The sequence below is a fragment of the Micromonospora sp. NBC_01699 genome, assembly GCF_036250065.1.
In the GTDB taxonomy this organism is placed as follows: domain Bacteria; phylum Actinomycetota; class Actinomycetes; order Mycobacteriales; family Micromonosporaceae; genus Micromonospora_G.
This window is the reverse complement of record NZ_CP109199.1, coordinates 228,529-243,960: the sequence shown is the minus strand read 5'-3', so window position 1 is coordinate 243,960 and position 15,432 is coordinate 228,529. Positions and strand designations below refer to the sequence as shown.

The 15,432-nt window shown below is 71.0% G+C and carries 16 protein-coding genes; 2 read left to right on the top strand and 14 right to left on the bottom strand.

Features of this window, described 5'->3' with window-relative positions; all coding sequences use genetic code 11:
- Positions 1-13 precede the first annotated feature (13 nt).
- The 11 genes from OG792_RS01130 to paaA form a co-directional block, all read right to left on the bottom strand.
- Positions 14-379: an NADH-quinone oxidoreductase subunit A gene (locus tag OG792_RS01130; RefSeq protein ID WP_326561449.1), complete on the bottom strand. Its 366-nt coding sequence runs from the start codon at positions 377-379 to the stop codon at positions 14-16.
- A 90-nt stretch (positions 380-469) separates the two neighbouring features.
- On the bottom strand, positions 470-1,777 hold the full coding sequence (locus tag OG792_RS01125) for a geranylgeranyl reductase family protein (RefSeq protein WP_329111038.1): 1,308 nt from the start codon (positions 1,775-1,777) through the stop codon (positions 470-472).
- Positions 1,778-1,894: 117 nt separating this feature from the next.
- A complete protein-coding gene (locus OG792_RS01120; RefSeq protein ID WP_329106485.1) occupies positions 1,895-2,470 on the bottom strand; it encodes a hypothetical protein in 576 nt (191 codons plus the stop codon).
- 200 nt (positions 2,471-2,670) lie between these two features.
- Positions 2,671-3,381, bottom strand: a complete 711-nt coding sequence (locus OG792_RS01115) for a demethylmenaquinone methyltransferase (protein WP_329111036.1) — start codon at positions 3,379-3,381, stop codon at positions 2,671-2,673.
- Between the two features lie 108 nt (positions 3,382-3,489).
- Positions 3,490-4,743, bottom strand: coding sequence for a hypothetical protein (locus tag OG792_RS01110; protein WP_329106483.1), 1,254 nt, complete (start codon positions 4,741-4,743; stop codon positions 3,490-3,492).
- Between the two features lie 394 nt (positions 4,744-5,137).
- The gene (gene mqnC, locus OG792_RS01105; protein ID WP_329106481.1) at positions 5,138-6,328 is read right to left on the bottom strand and encodes a cyclic dehypoxanthinyl futalosine synthase; all 1,191 of its coding nucleotides are present in this window, start codon (positions 6,326-6,328) and stop codon (positions 5,138-5,140) included.
- Positions 6,329-6,413: 85 nt separating this feature from the next.
- Positions 6,414-7,529 (bottom strand): 1,2-phenylacetyl-CoA epoxidase subunit PaaE, encoded by a 1,116-nt coding sequence (paaE, locus tag OG792_RS01100; protein WP_329106479.1) that lies wholly within the window; start codon positions 7,527-7,529, stop codon positions 6,414-6,416.
- On the bottom strand, positions 7,526-8,005 hold the full coding sequence (gene paaD, locus OG792_RS01095; protein ID WP_329106477.1) for a 1,2-phenylacetyl-CoA epoxidase subunit PaaD: 480 nt from the start codon (positions 8,003-8,005) through the stop codon (positions 7,526-7,528). Before paaD ends, paaE begins: the two co-directional genes overlap by 4 nt.
- An 11-nt stretch (positions 8,006-8,016) precedes the next feature.
- Entirely contained in the window at positions 8,017-8,742 is a 726-nt protein-coding gene (paaC, locus tag OG792_RS01090) for a 1,2-phenylacetyl-CoA epoxidase subunit PaaC (protein WP_329106475.1), read from the bottom strand.
- Positions 8,739-9,029 carry a 1,2-phenylacetyl-CoA epoxidase subunit PaaB gene (gene paaB / locus OG792_RS01085; protein WP_329106473.1) on the bottom strand — a complete coding sequence of 97 codons (291 nt, stop codon included), beginning with the start codon at positions 9,027-9,029 and terminating at the stop codon, positions 8,739-8,741. The genes paaC and paaB overlap by 4 nt, the downstream gene beginning before the upstream one ends.
- Positions 9,026-10,114: a 1,2-phenylacetyl-CoA epoxidase subunit PaaA gene (gene paaA / locus OG792_RS01080; RefSeq protein WP_329106471.1), complete on the bottom strand. Its 1,089-nt coding sequence runs from the start codon at positions 10,112-10,114 to the stop codon at positions 9,026-9,028. Before paaA ends, paaB begins: the two co-directional genes overlap by 4 nt.
- 415 nt (positions 10,115-10,529) lie before the next feature.
- Between paaA and OG792_RS01075 the strand changes: the two genes are divergently transcribed.
- Positions 10,530-11,516, top strand: a complete 987-nt coding sequence (locus OG792_RS01075) for a hypothetical protein (RefSeq protein WP_329106469.1) — start codon at positions 10,530-10,532, stop codon at positions 11,514-11,516.
- Complete coding sequence (locus OG792_RS01070) at positions 11,516-12,469, top strand: serine hydrolase (protein WP_329106467.1); 954 nt, start codon at positions 11,516-11,518, stop codon at positions 12,467-12,469. Before OG792_RS01075 ends, OG792_RS01070 begins: the two co-directional genes overlap by 1 nt.
- A 24-nt stretch (positions 12,470-12,493) precedes the next feature.
- Here OG792_RS01070 and OG792_RS01065 read toward each other — a convergent pair whose 3' ends face one another.
- The 3 genes from OG792_RS01065 to OG792_RS01055 form a co-directional block, all read right to left on the bottom strand.
- On the bottom strand, positions 12,494-13,342 hold the full coding sequence (locus OG792_RS01065; RefSeq protein ID WP_442932356.1) for a menaquinone biosynthetic enzyme MqnA/MqnD family protein: 849 nt from the start codon (positions 13,340-13,342) through the stop codon (positions 12,494-12,496).
- 34 nt (positions 13,343-13,376) lie between these two features.
- Positions 13,377-14,690 carry an MFS transporter gene (locus OG792_RS01060; RefSeq protein WP_329106464.1) on the bottom strand — a complete coding sequence of 438 codons (1,314 nt, stop codon included), beginning with the start codon at positions 14,688-14,690 and terminating at the stop codon, positions 13,377-13,379.
- A 78-nt stretch (positions 14,691-14,768) separates the two neighbouring features.
- Positions 14,769-15,353, bottom strand: a complete 585-nt coding sequence (locus OG792_RS01055; protein WP_329106462.1) for an ArsR/SmtB family transcription factor — start codon at positions 15,351-15,353, stop codon at positions 14,769-14,771.
- Positions 15,354-15,432: the final 79 nt, after the last annotated feature.

Below are 15,432 nucleotides of genomic sequence, written 5' to 3'. Positions count from 1 at the left end.
CTGACGTCCTCCCTCAGTCCCAGTCCAGGCCGCCGCGCCGCCAGACATAGGCGTACGCGACGAAGACCGCGACGATGAACAGCACCATCTCCACGAAGCCGAAGATGGGCAGCGAGTCGAACACGACCGCCCACGGGAAGAGGAAGATGATCTCGATATCGAAGATGATGAAGAGCATCGCGGTCAGGTAGAACTTGATCGGGAACCGACCACCGCCCGGAGGCTGTGGGCTCGGCTCGATGCCGCACTCGTACGCTTCGAGCTTGGCCTTGTTGTAACGCAGCGGACCGGCGAACCGCGCGGCGCCGACGGAGAACAGCGCGAACGCCGCGGCGAGGGCCATGAGCCCGATGATGGGTACGTAAGGCGAGAGCGACATCTCTTCTCCTGCTCGTCCTTCCCTGCCCTCGGTTAACGAAATTCACACTATTCACAGTCCTCCGGGCGCCTTCGCCCGGGGGGCCGCTGCTCACACCGCCGGTGCCACCTTGGTCATCGCGTTGATCACCCGGTCCATCGCGTCCCCGCCGCGCGGGTCGGTCAGGTTGGCCAGCAGTTTCAGCACGAACCGCATCAGGGTCGGGTGCGGCATGCCGTGTTTGGTGGCGATTCGCATGATCTGCGGATTGCCGATGAGCTTCACGAAGATCCCGCCGAGCCGGTAGTAACCGCCGTAGCGGGCCTTCAGCTCGGCCGGGTAGCCGGCCAGTGCCCGCTCCCGGTCCGGGCCCTCGGCGCGGGCCAGCGCCTGCACGATGATCTCGGCGGCGAGTTCGCCGGACTCCATCGCGTACGCGATGCCCTCGCCGTTGAACGGGTTGACCATGCCCCCGGAGTCGCCGACCAGCAGCACTCCCCGGGTGTAGTGCGGCACCCGATTGAAGCCCATCGGCAGCGCGGCGCCGAGGATCGGCCCCTCCGCGTTGGTCTCGTCGGTCATCCCCCACTCCGGCGGGGTGTTGGCCAGCCAGTCGGTGAGCATCCGGCGGTAGTTGGTCTTGCCGAACGCCGCCGACGAGTTCAGTACGCCGAGACCGACGTTGACCCGGCCGTCGCCCATGCCGAAGATCCAGCCGTAGCCGGGGAGCAGGTTGTCGCCGGAGTCCCGGCTGCGCAGCTCCAGCCACGATTCGAGGTAGTTGTCATCGTGCTTGGCCGGTGACTTGTAGTAGCGGCGTACCGCCACTCCGATCGGGCGGTCCTCCCGCTTGGCCAGCCCCATGGCGAGCGGCAGCCGGCCGGAGACGCCGTCGCCGGCCACCACCAGGGGCGCGTGGAAGGTCACCGGTTCCTTGCCCGGTCCCGCCTCGCCGATGACCCCGATCGCCCGGCCGGTCGCGTCCAGCACCGGAGCGGTGACGTTGACGCCGGTACGCAGCTCGGCGCCGGCACCCACCGCCTGCTTCGCGAGCAGGTCGTCGAAGTCCAGCCGGGTCCGGACCAGGCCGTAGTTGGGGAAGCTGGCCAGCTCGGGCCAGTCGAGCTCCAGCCGCATCCCGCCGCCGATCACCCGCAGGCCGCGGTTGTGCAGCCAGCCGGCCTCGGCCGAGGTGTCGATGCCGAGCCTGATCAGCTGCTTGACCGCGCGCGGAGTGAGTCCGTCGCCGCACACCTTCTCGCGCGGGAACTCGGTCTTCTCCAGCAGCAGCACCCGCAGCCCGTGCCGGGCCAGGTGGTAAGCGGTGGTGGAACCGCCCGGTCCGGCGCCGACGACGATGACGTCCGCGTCGTACTCGACCGTGGCCATCAGCGCCTCCTTCCCGAGGGCTCGTGAAATGCTTCACAAGCTAGTTCGGGAGGAGTCTAAGACCGCGTTAAGGGTGCCAGCGGGTTAGGTGAACCTAAGTTACCGAGGTAGGCGCGGTGAGCCCCCCGCCGAGGCGGACCGGTCGGGTCAGCCCGATCCGGTGGGCCGTTCCTCCGACCCCGCCGCCTCCAGATCGGACAGTGTCACCGGGGGCTCGTCCTCCCTCGTCAACCGGTTGGCCGGCGGGCCATCCGCGCCCGTCGACGGATTCGACTCCGCCTGCTCGTCACCGGCCGGCAGATCGACCGGCGCGTTCTCGTACCCGTCCGGAAGATCGACCGGTGGCTCCGCCCGCCCGGCCGCCTCGACCCCGGCGTCCTCCGCCCCGTCGTGCCGGTCGCCCGACCGGCCGGAATCGGCAGCGCCCGCCCGATCAGGATCGGCAGCGCCCGGAAGGTCCGGATCGGCAGCGCCCGGAAGGTCCGGATCGGCAGCACTCGGCAGGCCGTGCGGCAACTGCTCGCGCAACGCGCCACCGGCCGCCCGGTCCAGCGCGGACAGCACCTCGGCGACCACCTGCCGCACACCGGCCGGGTCGGCGTCGGCCGCCAACTGCCGGAGCTGCGCGATCAGCTCGGCCGCGTCCGTGTCGGCCGGCGCTCCGTGCTCCGCCGCCGCCGCCGACCAGTCGTCGTCGTCCGGCTGCCGATATGCCCCCGCCATGCGGGCAGCGTACTGCGCAATATACCCAGAAAAGGACGAAACGCGAAAAGTTACCCACGTGCGCTCGCGCCGCCCGCCGCTCGGACCGCACGCCCCCGCCGCTCGGACCGCACGCCCCCGCCGCTCGGGAACCACGCCCCGCTCGGGAACCACGCCCCGCTCGGGAACCACGCCCCGCGCCGGTCGGGACGTCCGACCGGCTATTCCCGGACGGCGCGGTGCAGGGCCACGATGCCGCCGGTCAGGTTGCGCCAGCCCACCCGACCCCAACCCGAGGCGGCGATCCGCCCGGCCAGCCCGGCCTGGTCCGGCCAGGCCCGGATCGACTCGGCCAGGTAGACGTATGCATCCGGGTTGCTCGACACCGTCCGCGCCACCGCCGGCAGGGACCGCATCAGGTACGACAGATAGACGGTACGGAAGATCGGATTGGTCGGCGTACTGAACTCGCAGACCACCAGCCGGCCACCCGGACGGGTCACCCGGGCCATCTCGCGCAGTGCCGCCTCGGTGTCGACCACGTTGCGCAGCGCCAGCGAGATCGTCACCGCGTCGAAGGAACGATCCGGGAACGGCAGCCGCAACGCGTCACCGGCGAGCAACGGCACGTACGGGCGGGTCCGCCGGCCGGCCTGCAACATCCCGATCGAGAGGTCGAGTCCCACCGCGTACGCGCCGGAGTGGGCCAGTTCCTCGGTGGAGACACCGGTGCCGGCGCCCACGTCGAGCACCCGCTCACCGGAGCGCAACCCGAGGGCGGCGCGGGTGGCCCGGCGCCATCCCCGGTCCTGCCCGAACGAGACGATGGTGTTGGTCAGGTCATACCGGGACGCTACGCCGTCGAACATCGCCGCCACCTCGTGCGGCTGCTTGTCCAGGCTGGCGCGCTGTCCGTGCGGGGTACCGGTCACGCCGTACCACTCTGCCACCCACCCCCACCCCTCCCCATCCACCCCCACCGGGGCCGCGCCTCCTACAGAGAAAGAGTGGCTATCCGCGACGGAGAAGCCACTCTTTCTCTACATGAGTGCGGATCTTCGGGGGCGGCGGCGGGTTAGGAGGAGGAGGGCGCTGCCGGTGGTTAGGGTGCTCAGGCCCAGGGTGCCCAGGAGGGTGGCGGGTGGGCCGGTTTCGGGGAGGCCGGCGCCGGTGCCGGGCCGGGCGGCGGTGGCGACGGTGAAATGGTCGGAGTCGTCGGTGCCGTCCAGGCGGGTGGCGGCCAGACCGGTGATGTCGTCGGGCAGGTCCGCTGTGGGTGGCAGTTGCCCGGCCAGCAGCGGTTCGACGTCGAGCCGGCCACCGGGCAGCCGGGCCGGGGCGGGCGCGGCCCGGTCCACCCGTACCGGATGACGGAAGCGCAGCGCGGAGTAGTTCCGGTCGTGCGGGTCGCGGTCCGCCCGCGCGCCGATCAAGGACAGCTCGGGGTACGCACACGTGGCGTTGCGCCGCCCGGTGTCGTACGTGCACCCGGACCGATCCCCGGCGAACGTGACGTGTGCCGGCAGCCCGACGGTGACCACCATTCCGCTGACCGGCTCGGTCCCGTGGTTGCCGATCTCGAACCGCAGGTCGGCCTCGTTGCCGGGCAGCGCCGGGGTGATCGCACCGGTAAGGTCCGCCGGCCCGTCCCAGGCTCGGGCGTAGAGGTCCGGAACTCTCTCGGGAAAACTGATCGGTGCGGTCGTCGAGTTGTTCACCGGCACCGGGTCGCTACCGCCATGCGAGACCCGTACGGTCAGCTCGCCGACCGGGCCGAGGCCGTGCGCCGACCGGACGAGGGTGCTGTGCAATCGGGTCGACTGGCCGGGGGCGAGGTCCGGCAGGACGCACTCGCCGGCGACCGTGACCTCCAGTGACGGCGCCGAGGTGGGTGGACCCGATGTCGGGCTGGTGGCCGGCGGCGGGCAGAAGGCGAGACTGCGCGGGTTGACGACCTCGCTGTCGACCCGACCGGTGTAGTGGAGGCGGACACCCCGCGCGGTGCCGGTGCCCCGGTTGGTCACGGTCGCGGTGGCGACCTGCCGCGGGGTCCGGTTGGTCAACGTGGTCCCGTCGAGGGAGATCGTCAGGTCGGCGTCGTCCGATGCCGGTAGCGCGACGAACACGGGCGCGACGAACACGGGCACCGAAAGCACGGGCACCGAAAGCACGGGCGCGGCGAACCCGGGCGCCGCGAGCACCGGCGCGGCGAACACGGGGGCGGCGACGGCCAGCCCGGCCACGAGGAGCAGGGCCGCGCAGGCCGGAGCGGCCAGGAAGAGGCGTGTTCGCATGACTGCGTACTGTAGTCAAATACCCGACGCGACGCGCCTGACCAATCGCGTTTCACCTGGGAAAACCGCAAATTTGGCGGGGATACGGTACGGGCGGGGTGCTCAGCACCCCGCCCGCGCCGCCGTGCGTTATGTGGACGGCCCCGCTGGGCCGATGGAGTACGACGTCAGCCACCGTCGCGGTCGACACGATCGCGGCGGAGGGCAGGAGGTCGGAGATGTCGTCCCGTGGGCGCGGGCGCTACAACGGACGTTAGCGATCTCCGCCGACCCCCCGCTACCCCAGTGATACATCCGTTATGACCTGCGGCGCAGCGGGTTCAGGATTGTCCCGATTGATCGCCCTTGGCGGACGAGAGTCCACCCGACCGGTGCGGTCCGGCCAACCGTCCGGCTACTTCGCCTCGACCAACGGCAGTAGCTTGCCGGCGCCGCCGCCGGGCAGCGCGATCGAGGAGAAGTGCGACACCACGCGGTCGTCCTGCGGGTCCTCGGCCGGCGTACGGTGCACCGCCAGATGCCGGTAGAGGGTGTCCCGCTGGGCCGGGATGCGACCGGCGGAGCGGATCATCCAGATCAGGTCCCGGAGGTTGGACCGGTGCCGGGCACCGGCGGAGGAGATGACGTTCTCCTCCAGCATGATCGAGCCCAGGTCGTCCACGCCCATGTGCAGGGCGAGCTGACCCGCCTCCTTGCCCGTGGTCAGCCAGGACGCCTGAAGGTGCGGCACGGTCTCGAAGAACAGCCGGGCCACCGCGATCAGCCGCAGGTACTCCAGGGTCGTGGCCTGGGTCCGCCCCTTGAGGTGGTTGTTCTCCGGCTGGTACGTCCACGGGATGAACGACCGGAACCCGCCGGTACGGTCCTGCACGTCGCGGATCATCCGCATGTGCTCGATCCGCTCGGCGTTGGTCTCGCCGGTGCCCATCATCATCGTCGCGGTCGACTCGATCCCCTGGCGGTGGGCGAGTTCCATCACCTCAAGCCAGCGCTGCCCGGACTCCTTGAGCGGGGCGATCGCCTTGCGCGGGCGGTCCGGCAGCATCTCGGCGCCGGCGCCGGCGATGGAGTCCAGCCCGGCCACCTTGATCCGGCGGATCGCCTCGTCGAGCGAGACGTCGGACACCTTCGCCATGTGCAGGATCTCACTCGGCCCGATCGAGTGGATCACGAGCTGCGGGTAGGCCGCCTTGACCGAGGAGAAGAGTTCCTCGTAGTACTCCACCCCGTAGTCGGGGTGGTGGCCGCCCTGGAGCATCACCTGGGTCGCGCCCAGCTCGACCGCCTCGCCGCACCGGCGCAGGATCTCCTCGGTCGGGTGGGTCCAGCCCTCGGCGTGCTTCGGCGCCCGGTAGAACGCGCAGAACTTGCACGCGGTCACGCAGACGTTGGTGTAGTTGATGTTGCGATCGATCAGGTACGTGACGATGTTGTCCGGGTACCGACGGCGGCGTACGGCGTCGGCGGCCTCACCGAGGGCATGGAACGGCGCCTCGGTGTAGAGCAGCAGCGCCTCCTCGGGCGTGATCCGCCCACCGTCGGCACCGCGCTGGAGAATGTTGTCGATCTCGCTGCTCCCAGTCACAGCTCCGAGCGTACGTGGCCGGGCCGGGGCACCGCCGGATGGTGCCCGTCGACCGGCCCGGATCACACCGGCGGCCACCTGCCGGTCAGGCGTCGTAGTCGACCACCAGGCGGTCGCCGAGCGGGCTGGACTGGCAGGTGAGCACGTAACCGGCGGCCAACTCGTCCGGCTCCAGGGCGTAGTTGCGGGCCATCGACACCTCGCCGGTGACCACCTTCGCCCGGCAGGTCGAGCAGACCCCGCCCTTGCACGCGTACGGCAGTTCGCCGCGCACCTTCAGGGCCGCGTCGAGCACCCGCTCGGTGCGGCCCATCCGGAACGACGACGCCCGACCGTCGAGCACGATGGTGACGTCGGTGCCGGCGGTGTCCGCCGTGGTCGGCCGGACCGGCGCCGCTGGCGGCTCGTCGACGTGGAACAACTCCGTGTGTACGGCGTCGTCGGGCACGCCGCGCCCGGCGAGCACCGTACGGGCGTCGGTGACCATTCCGTACGGGCCGCAGAGGAACCACTCGTCGATCCGCTCGGCCGGCACCAGGTGCTCCAGCAGGCGGGTCAGCCGGTCGGCGTCCACCCGGCCGGAGAGCAGGGCCGACTCGCCCGGCTCGCGGGACAGCACGTGGATCAGGTGCAGCCGGGCCGGGTAGCGGTCCTTCAGGTCGGCGAGTTCCTCGGTGAACATCACGCTGCGGGCGTTGCGGTTGCCGTACACCAGGGTGAAGGTGCTGGCCGGTTCGACGGCCAGGGCGGTTGCGACCAGCGCGAGCACCGGTGTGACGCCGGAGCCGGCGACCACCGCGCCGTAGTGCCGGGTCCGGTCCGGCCGGAAGCCGGTGCTGAACTGGCCCAGCGGCGGCATCACCTCGACCACGTCGCCGGCCCGCAGCACCCGGCCGGCAAAGGCGGAGAACGCGCCACCGGGGATCTCCCGGACCCCGATCCGCAGCCGACCGTGGTCGGCCAGCTCCGCCGGGGTCGAGCAGATCGAGTACGACCGGCGCACCTCCGCCCCGGTCGGCTCGTCGGTTCGGCGCACGGTGAGGTGCTGACCGGCCCGGAAGGCGAAGGTCTCGCGCAGCTCGGCCGGTACGGCGAAGGTGACCGCCACCGCGTCGTCGGTGAGCCGGTCCACCGCGAGCACCGGCAACGGGTGGAAGACCGGCCGGCGGCGGACCGGTCGGGTGATCGTCACGCTGCTCATAACGCCTTCATCTGGTCGAACGGTTCACGGCAGGCGCGGCAGCGCCAGAGCGCCTTGCAGGCGGTGGAGCCGAACCGGCTGACCTGCTCGGTGTCGGCCGAGTCGCAGAGCGGGCAGCGTACGGTCAGCCGCAGTGCCACCGGGCCGGGTCGCCGGTCCGCGGGTCCGGGTGGGGCGATGCCCGCCTCGGCGAGCTTGGCCCGGCCGGCGGCGGTCACCCAGTCGGTGCTCCAGGCTGGTGCGTACACGGTCGCCACCTCGGCGTCCGGGTAGCCGGCGGCCCGCAGCGCGGCCCGGATGTCGGCCCGGATCACGTCCATCGCCGGGCAGCCGGTGTAGGTCGGGGTGATGGTGACGGTGACCCGCCCGGTCTCCGGGTCCTGGTCCACCGCACGCAGGATGCCCAGCTCGTCGATGGTCAGCACCCGGATCTCCGGGTCGACCACCGCGGCGACCGCCTCCCGTGGGCTCACCATCGTGCCCGGCCTCACCAACGCGCGCCGGGATGGGCGCGGTGCAGCACCTGCATCTCGGCCAGCAGGTAGGACAGGTGCTCGCTGTGCACCCCGATCCGGCCACCGGCCGGCGCCCAGCCGTCGGCGGGGCGGACCAGGGTCGCCTCGGTCAGCACCGTATCCACCGTGGACAGGAAGGCCGGGCGCAGGGTGGCCGGGTCGACCGGCGCGTCCGGGTCGGGCGCGAACAGCTCGTGCGTGTACGGCCAGATCTGGTCGACCGCCGCCTGCATCCGCCGGTGCGACTCGTCGGTGCCGTCGCCCAGCCGCACCGTCCACAACCAACCGTGGTCGAGGTGGTACGCCGTCTCCTTGCGGGCCTTGTCCGCGATGGCGGCCAGCCGTTCGTCGGCGCACCCGGCCAGCGCGGTGTAGAGCGGAAGCTGGTACGCGGCGAGGAAGAACAGCTTCGCCATGGTCACGCCGAAGTCGCCGTTGGGCAGCTCGACCAGCAGGCAGTTGCGGTACTGCCGGTCGTCGCGCAGGTACGCCAACGCGTCCTCGTCCCGGCCGGCGCCCTCCCGCTCCCCCGCGTACGACAGCAGCAGGCGGGCCGCGCCGAGCTGGTCGAGCGCGATGTTGGCCAGCGCGACGTCCTCTTCCATCTCCGGGGCGGCGGCGGCCCACTCGCCGAGCCGCTGCGCGGCGACGAGGGCGTCGTCGCCGAGCCGGAGCAGGTGTTCCACGGAGACGGTCACAGGTGGGCCACCCCGTCCGGCACCTCGTAGAAGGTCGGATGACGGTAGATCTTGTCGGCCGCCGGGTCGAAGAAGGCGTCCTTCTCGTCCGGGCTGGACGCGGTGATCGCGGACGCGGGCACCACCCAGATGGAGACACCCTCCTGGCGCCGGGTGTAGAGGTCCCGGGCGTTGCGCAGGGCGAGCTGTGCGTCGGGCGCGTGCAGGCTGCCGACGTGGGTGTGGGAGAGCCCGCGTCGAGCCCGTACGAACACCTCCCAGAGTGGTGACTGTTCGAGGTTGCTCACTGGGCCGGCTCCAGGGTGCGGGCGGCGGCGGTGCGCTTGGCGGCGTACGCGGTGGCGGCCTCGCGTACCCAGGCGCCGTCGGCGTGTGCCCTGCGGCGGTGGTCGATCCGCTGGCGGTTGCACGGCCCGTCGCCCTTGATCACTCGCATCAGCTCCGCGTAGTCCGGCTGGGTGTAGTCGTGCGCCTGGCGCTGCTCGTTCCACCGCAGGTCGGGGTCGGGTAGCCGCAGGCCGAGGATGGCGGCCTGCTGTACGCACATGTCGACGAAACGCTGACGCAGCTCGTCGTTGGAGAAACGCTTGATCTTCCAGGCCATCGACTGGGCGGAGTGCGTCGAGTCGGTGTCCGGCGGGCCGAACATCGCCAGGGACGGGTACCACCAGCGGTCGATCGCGTCCTGCGCCATCGCCTGCTGCTCCGGGGTGCCGTGCGCCAGGGTGTGCAGGATTTCGTAGCCCTGCCGCTGGTGGAACGACTCCTCCTTGCAGACCCGGATCATGGCGCGGGCGTACGGGCCGTACGAGCAGCGGCACAGGGGCACCTGGTTGACGATCGCCGCGCCGTCGACCAGCCAGCCGATGGCGCCCACGTCGGCCCAGGTCAGGGTGGGGTAGTTGAAGATCGAGCTGTACTTCTGCCGGCCTTCGAGCAGCATGTCGACCAGTTCGTCGCGGCTGATCCCGAGGGTCTCGGCGGCGGCGTAGAGATAGAGCCCGTGCCCGGCCTCGTCCTGCACCTTGGCCAGCAGGATCGCCTTGCGCTTGAGCGATGGCGCCCGACTGATCCAGTTGCCCTCGGGCTGCATTCCGATGATCTCGGAGTGGGCGTGCTGGGCGATCTGCCGGATGAGGGTCTTCCGGTAGGAGTCGGGCATCCAGTCTCGTGGCTCGATCTTCTGGTCCGCCTCGATCACGGCCGTGAAGTAGTCGCCTAGATCACTTTCGCTCGCCCCGGCCAGGTCGACGGCGGCACCGGGGCGCGCCTGGAGGGCTGCGGCACGCAGTGCCGCCTCGGCCGCCTCAACCTGGTCGATCAGGCCGCCGGTCGGCTCGTCGGACGCATCGGGGAAGTCATTGCCGTACACCCATCCAGTGTTACAGCTCAGACTTGACTAAGCCAGGGGGTGTCACAAGAAACTGAGTCGGCCACGGTGAGTAGTTGGACGCCTACATACCGCCACAAATCAGCTCCAGGTTGGACAAATGATCCCGATCACAGAGCGTGCTCGGCCAAGAAGGCATTGCCACATAAGGGCTTATTTCGTTTCTCTTTATGAAAACTTGATGGCTTCCTGATCTGGCACATCGAGCCTCGCCACGTAAGCTTTCACCGGTCGGCCCTGCCACCTCCCCCGGCAGCTCACGACCGCGTCGCCGCCCCGAAGCGGGTCGGGCGGCGGGACGAGCAGTGCGAACATAGTCCCAGAGCGAAGATCAACATCCCAAGCGCAGCACGCCCCGGTCCCCCCGGGCCCCGACTTTCTTGGAGCTCTTCCACCCATGCGCCCTCGCCTGATCATGGTGCTCGCCCTCGTGGCCATCGTCGCCGGCGGGATCCTGCTCGTGCCGGCCGCGTACGCCCGGTTCGACGGCGACGACTCGACCACCGCCGACGGATCCGGATCGGCCGGGAGCGTGGCGGCGGCCAAGCTGGCCCCCCCGCCGCCGCCAACCCTCGCGGCCGGTCCGGTCTCGATGAGGATCGACAAGGGGTTCTTCTCCTGGGCGCTGCTCGACCGTGGGACCGGCAAGATCTCCGGGGCGCCGAACATGACCGCGACCAACAGCACCGAGTCGATGATCAAGGTGTGGCTGGTCTCGGACTACCTGCGCCGGCTCGGTGACAAGCAGCCGCCGGCGGCGAAGCTGAAGCAGGCCAGCAGCGCGATCATCAACAGCGACGACACCGCCGCCGAAGCCCTGTTCCAGGCCGGCGGCGGCAAGCCGGTGATCGACCGCCTGATCAGCGTGTGCAAGCTGACCAACACCCAGCCGGTCATCCCGCCCGGTTACAAGACCGTCTGGTGGAGCTACACCAAGATCTCCGCGGCGGACGCGGTCCGGATGGGCGAGTGCATCAAGAACGGCACCGCCGCCGGCCCGAAGTGGACCACCTGGGTACTGGAGGAGATGACCAAGGTCCAGGGCAGCACCGCGGCCAAGGACCAACAGCTCACCAGGGGCGGCGGTCGCTGGGGGATCATCGACGGCCTGCCCCCGGAGATCACCGACCAGGGCCCGGTCGCGATCAAGAACGGCTGGACAATGATCTTCGCGGACGGGTTGTGGCACGTGAACTGCCTCGCCGTCGCGGACAAGTGGGTGCTCGCCGTACTGCTGCGGTATCCGCAGAAGCAGGGGCTCGACTACGGCGCGGACGTCTGCTCCAGCGTGACCACCCAACTGGTCACCGCACAGCCGGGCGCCGCGCTCAAGGTGCCCGTACCGATCGGCAAGGCTCCCGCGAGCAGCGGTGGGGCCTCCTGATGGCGGGCAGCCGACGGGCACCCCGCAGCGGCGCCGAGATGACCCCGCTGCGGATCGGGATCATCACCGGCGTACTGCTGGTGCTGGTGCTGGCCGCGCTCCGGCTACTGCCGGGGTCGCCGCTGGCGGCCAACGCGGCCGCCCAGTGGGGCGAGCCCGACCGGACCACCAGTGCCGCCGATCACACCGACGACCAGGCGGCCAGCCGGTCGGACCGGTCGACGCCCAGTGCCACCCCGACCCCGGAACTGCCGCCGCTGCCGGTTCGTGCGGCTGACATCACGATCAACGCCAAGGGCTGGTGGGCCTGGTCGATGCAGGACACCCGCACCGGTGAGATCGTCGGCTCGGCGAACATGGGCGAGACCAGCACCACCGCCTCGCTGATCAAGTCGTGGATCGGGGCGGACTTCCTGCGCCGGTCGGCCGATGCCGGCCGGAAACCCACCGACGCGCAACTCCAGCAGGTCCGGGTGATGATCCGGGACAGCGACAACAACGCCGCCGAGTCGCTCTACAACACCGTCGGCCGGGCCGCCTCGATTCAGCGGCTGATCAGCACCTGCAAGCTCACCGACAGCAGCGCGGCCAGCGGCGGCGGCTGGAGCCGTACCGAACTCTCGCCGCGCGACATCACCCGGCTCGCCGCCTGCATCGGCGACGGGCGGGCCGCCGGGCCCACCTGGACCAAGTGGCTGCTGGACGAGATGCGGGCGGTGCGCGGGATCGGGGACTTCGGCATCCGCAAGGCGTTCCCGGCCGCCGTACAGAAGACGATCGCGATCAAGAACGGTTGGGTCGACCGCCAGGCCGAGCAGGAGTTCCACGTGAGCTGCCTGGCCATCGGGGACGGCTGGACCATGGGCGTGATGACCAAGTACCCGATCAACCTCGGCTACACGTACGGCGCCAAGATCTGCCAGCAGGTCGCCGAACAGCTCCGCGCCGACTGACGGGACGGGCCGGCCCGACCCGGCTCAGCCGGCGAAGAAGGCCGGTCCGGTCGGCGGCAGCAGCGGGGTGGCACCGATCGCGGCCGCCCGTCGGGCGAACTCCCGCAGGCCGCCCACCTGGCGCTCGCCGAGGGAGAAGTCGAGCACCCGGAAGTACGAGGCCAGCGTCGCCGCGTCGAACGACTCCCACCGGGCGGCCGCCTCGGCCACCTCGTCCAGCTCCGACAGGCACAGGTCACGGGACCGCAGGAACGCCTCGTGCACGTCCTTGACCAGGCCCGGATGCGCCGCCGCGAAGTCGCGCCGGACCGCCCAGACGGCGAACACCATCGGCAGACCGGTCCAGTCCCGCCACGCCTGTCCGAGATCGGTGACCTCCAGCCCCCGACCCGGCGCCTCGTACAGCGCGCGGAGCGCGACGTCGCCGATCAGCACCCCGGCGTCGGCTTCAAGCAGCATCTGGGTCAGATCGGGCGGGCAGGTGAAGTAGTCGGGTCGTACGCCGTACCGGTCGGCGAGCAGCATCTGGGCCAGCAGCACCCCGGTACGCGAGGTCGACCCGAGCGCCACCCGGGCCCCGTCGAGGTCGGTCAGCGGTCGGGTGGAGACCACGTTGACCGAGAGCACCGGCCCGTCGCTGCCGACCGCGAGGTCCGGCAGGAGCAGCAGCTCGTCGGCGTGCCGCAGGTATTCGACCAGCGTGATCGGGCCGATGTCGAGGTCGCCGGCGACCAGGGCGGCGCTGAGCCGCTCCGGCGAGTCCTTGTGCAGGTCGACGTCGAGCAGGGCACCGGACCGCATCAGCCCCCAGTAGATCGGCAGGCAGTTGAGAAACTGGATGTGCCCGACCCGTGGCCTCTGAAGATCACCCATGATTTCCACCGTATCCGGCGCTTCGGACACCCGCTCAACCAGTCACCGAAGAAGTGGCCAACCCCGCACCGCGTCCATCGGCCGTGACCGGCTCCGGTACGGCGGCGCGCGCCCGCTCCCGGCGGGTCATCCGGACCACCGGTACGACCAGCCAGAGCACCACCACCAGCCCGGCCACCCCGAGGCCGGCGACCAGCGGCCGGATCGGCACCCGATCGGCGAGTACGCCCCCGGCTAGGTAACCGGCCATGCTCGCCCCCTGGATCGCGCCGCCGAGGGTGGCGAAGGCCCGTCCGAGCACCGCCTCCGGCACCCTGTTCCCGACCACCACCCCGGCGAAGACGTTCTCGCCGCCGTTGAACGCCCCGCCGACCACCCAGAGCGGGATCAGCCAGCCGACCGCGCCGACCACCGCCGCCACCGGCAGGACCAGGCAGGTCGCGCCGAGCAGCAGCAGGATCCCGCCGACCAGCGCGGCATCGTCGCGGGCGCGTCGGGCCAGCCGGGCGCAGAACCAGGCACCGGCCAGCAGACCCACCATCCAGGCCGCCTCGACCACGCCGTACATGGTTTCGGAGGCGGCGAGTGTCTCGCGTACGAAGAAGACCGCGACAACGTTGATCGCACCGACCACCCCGATCACGGCGGCGACCGAGACGACCATCGCCCGCAGCAGCGGGTCCCGCCAGATCGACCAGCCTTCGACGGCGGCGCGGTCCGCCGGGACCGTCGCGCCGGCCGCCGCCCGGCCACCCCGACGGGTACGCAGCAGCAGCCCCGCCGCCACCAGTGCGCCGTAGCTGGCGGCGTCGATGAGCAGCGGCACGGTGGTGCCGAACTGGCCGACCAGCAGGCCGGCGAGGGCGGGGCCGAGCAGCGCGCCGACCGTGCCGGCGGTCTGGTTGATCGCGCCGGCCCGGGGCAGGTCCGCGCGCCGGACCATGGCCGGGATGAGCGCGGACAGGACCGGTTGGCTGACGGCCAGTCCGCAGGAGAGCAGGAAGACCAGCCCGATCACCGCCACCGGTTGGCTGACCAGGGCGAGCGCCACGCAGATGGCGGCCTGGCCGAGCCCGGCGGTGACCAGCAGCGTACGGCTGTCCACCCGGTCGGCAAGCCGGCCGGCGACCGGGGCGAGCAGCACCAGCGGCATGGTCGAGGCGAGCAGCAGGGCCGCGACGGCGAGTCCGCCGGCACCGGCGGACTGGAGGGTGAGTACGAGCGTGGTGGCGGCGAGGAAGTCACCGCAGATCGAGACGCCCTTGGCGGTGGCGGCGATGTACACGTCCCGCCAGCTCCCGGCCGACGGTACGGCGGGATCACGGACCGGAGCAGATGCGAAGGACATCTTTCGAAAATAATCCTTCACATCTACTCAGGCAAGAGGCAACAGCCGACCCGGCGGCAGCGGCGGGGCCGCCACCGGTCACTCCAGGGGCAGCGTCGAATAGTTGAGCGCCACCGGACGAGCCTCCGCCGGTGCCTCGGTCTGCCGGTTCCGCCGCCGGTACGGCTCCACCAGTTCGAGTACGGCAGCGTTCAACCGGGTCAGCTCCTCCGCCGTGAGCAGCAGCACGGTGCCGCTGATGATCGCCGCGTCGTACCACTGCTTCGGCTCGTCGTACGAGCGGCGGACCCAGTCGCGCAGCCGCTCGAAGTCCCGCGCCGCGAACGCCTCGACCAGCGACCACTCCGCCGCCCGGGTGTCCGGCGAGGCGCCCTGCCCGCCATCGACCCGAAACGAGGGCTGGACCGCCCGCCACAGCCGCTCGCGTGCGTCGCCCCGGCTCGGCGCCTGCTCCACCAACCCGAACCGGGCCAGCTCACGCAGGTGGTAGCTGGTCGCGCTCGGCGACAGCTCGACCACCTCCGCGCACTCGGTCGCGGTGACCGCCCGCCCGGTGGACCCGAGGTGTTCCATGATCGCTATCCGGGCCGGATGGGCGAGCGCCCGCATCACCCTCGGGTCGCTGACCGTCGTCCATCGCGGCTCGGCACGCTCCTCGCTCATGCAGCCATGATTCCGCCCCCGGCGTGGCCAGCGCTAATCCGATCGCCGGCACAACCGGTTCCGCAAGGTCGAGACCGCC

Bases quoted from the DNA above. Each gene is read 5' to 3' on its own strand.
- OG792_RS01060 (WP_329106464.1), bottom strand. From the start codon at position 14,690: ATGTCCTTCGCATCTGCTCCGGTCCGTGATCCCGCCGTACCGTCGGCC.
- OG792_RS01055 (WP_329106462.1), bottom strand. From the start codon at position 15,353: ATGAGCGAGGAGCGTGCCGAGCCGCGATGGACGACGGTCAGCGACCCG.
- OG792_RS01110 (WP_329106483.1), bottom strand. From the start codon at position 4,743: ATGCGAACACGCCTCTTCCTGGCCGCTCCGGCCTGCGCGGCCCTGCTC.
- OG792_RS01120 (WP_329106485.1), bottom strand. From the start codon at position 2,470: ATGGCGGGGGCATATCGGCAGCCGGACGACGACGACTGGTCGGCGGCG.
- OG792_RS01130 (WP_326561449.1), bottom strand. From the start codon at position 379: ATGTCGCTCTCGCCTTACGTACCCATCATCGGGCTCATGGCCCTCGCC.
- OG792_RS01070 (WP_329106467.1), top strand. From the start codon at position 11,516: ATGGCGGGCAGCCGACGGGCACCCCGCAGCGGCGCCGAGATGACCCCG.
- paaE (WP_329106479.1), bottom strand. From the start codon at position 7,529: ATGAGCAGCGTGACGATCACCCGACCGGTCCGCCGCCGGCCGGTCTTC.
- paaD (WP_329106477.1), bottom strand. From the start codon at position 8,005: ATGGTGAGCCCACGGGAGGCGGTCGCCGCGGTGGTCGACCCGGAGATC.
- OG792_RS01065 (WP_442932356.1), bottom strand. From the start codon at position 13,342: ATGGGTGATCTTCAGAGGCCACGGGTCGGGCACATCCAGTTTCTCAAC.
- OG792_RS01075 (WP_329106469.1), top strand. From the start codon at position 10,530: ATGCGCCCTCGCCTGATCATGGTGCTCGCCCTCGTGGCCATCGTCGCC.